The organism is Hydrogenovibrio sp. 3SP14C1 (genome assembly GCF_029625905.1).
GTDB lineage: Bacteria > Pseudomonadota > Gammaproteobacteria > Thiomicrospirales > Thiomicrospiraceae > Hydrogenovibrio.
Genome location: NZ_JARTLM010000084.1, coordinates 1 through 278 on the forward strand (window position 1 = coordinate 1; position 278 = coordinate 278).

Below are 278 nucleotides of genomic sequence, written 5' to 3' on the forward strand. Positions count from 1 at the left end.
GGCCGCTATCTGATCGACCGCCGCAACCCCAACAGCAGCTATCACCTGTCCATCGGGGTCTCTTATCCGAATGCCGAAGACACCGCACGCGCGCTGGCGGTGGGGATGTCGCCGGGCAGCGATATCTTCATCCACGGGCGCGGACCCGAAGGCAACGCCCTCGCCCCCAGAATGCGCGACTGGACCGCAGGCTGCATCGCGGTGACGGACAAGGAAATGGAAGACATCTATGCCATGGTGCAGGACGGCACGCCGATCCTCATCACCCCGTAATCGGG

General features: G+C 64.0%; 1 protein-coding gene. It reads left to right on the plus strand.

The window, feature by feature from the left end:
* Positions 1-273, plus strand: a 273-nt coding sequence (locus P8629_RS11735) for a L,D-transpeptidase family protein (RefSeq protein WP_278166308.1), incomplete at its 5' end; no start/stop codon positions are given.
* Positions 274-278 lie beyond the last annotated feature (5 nt).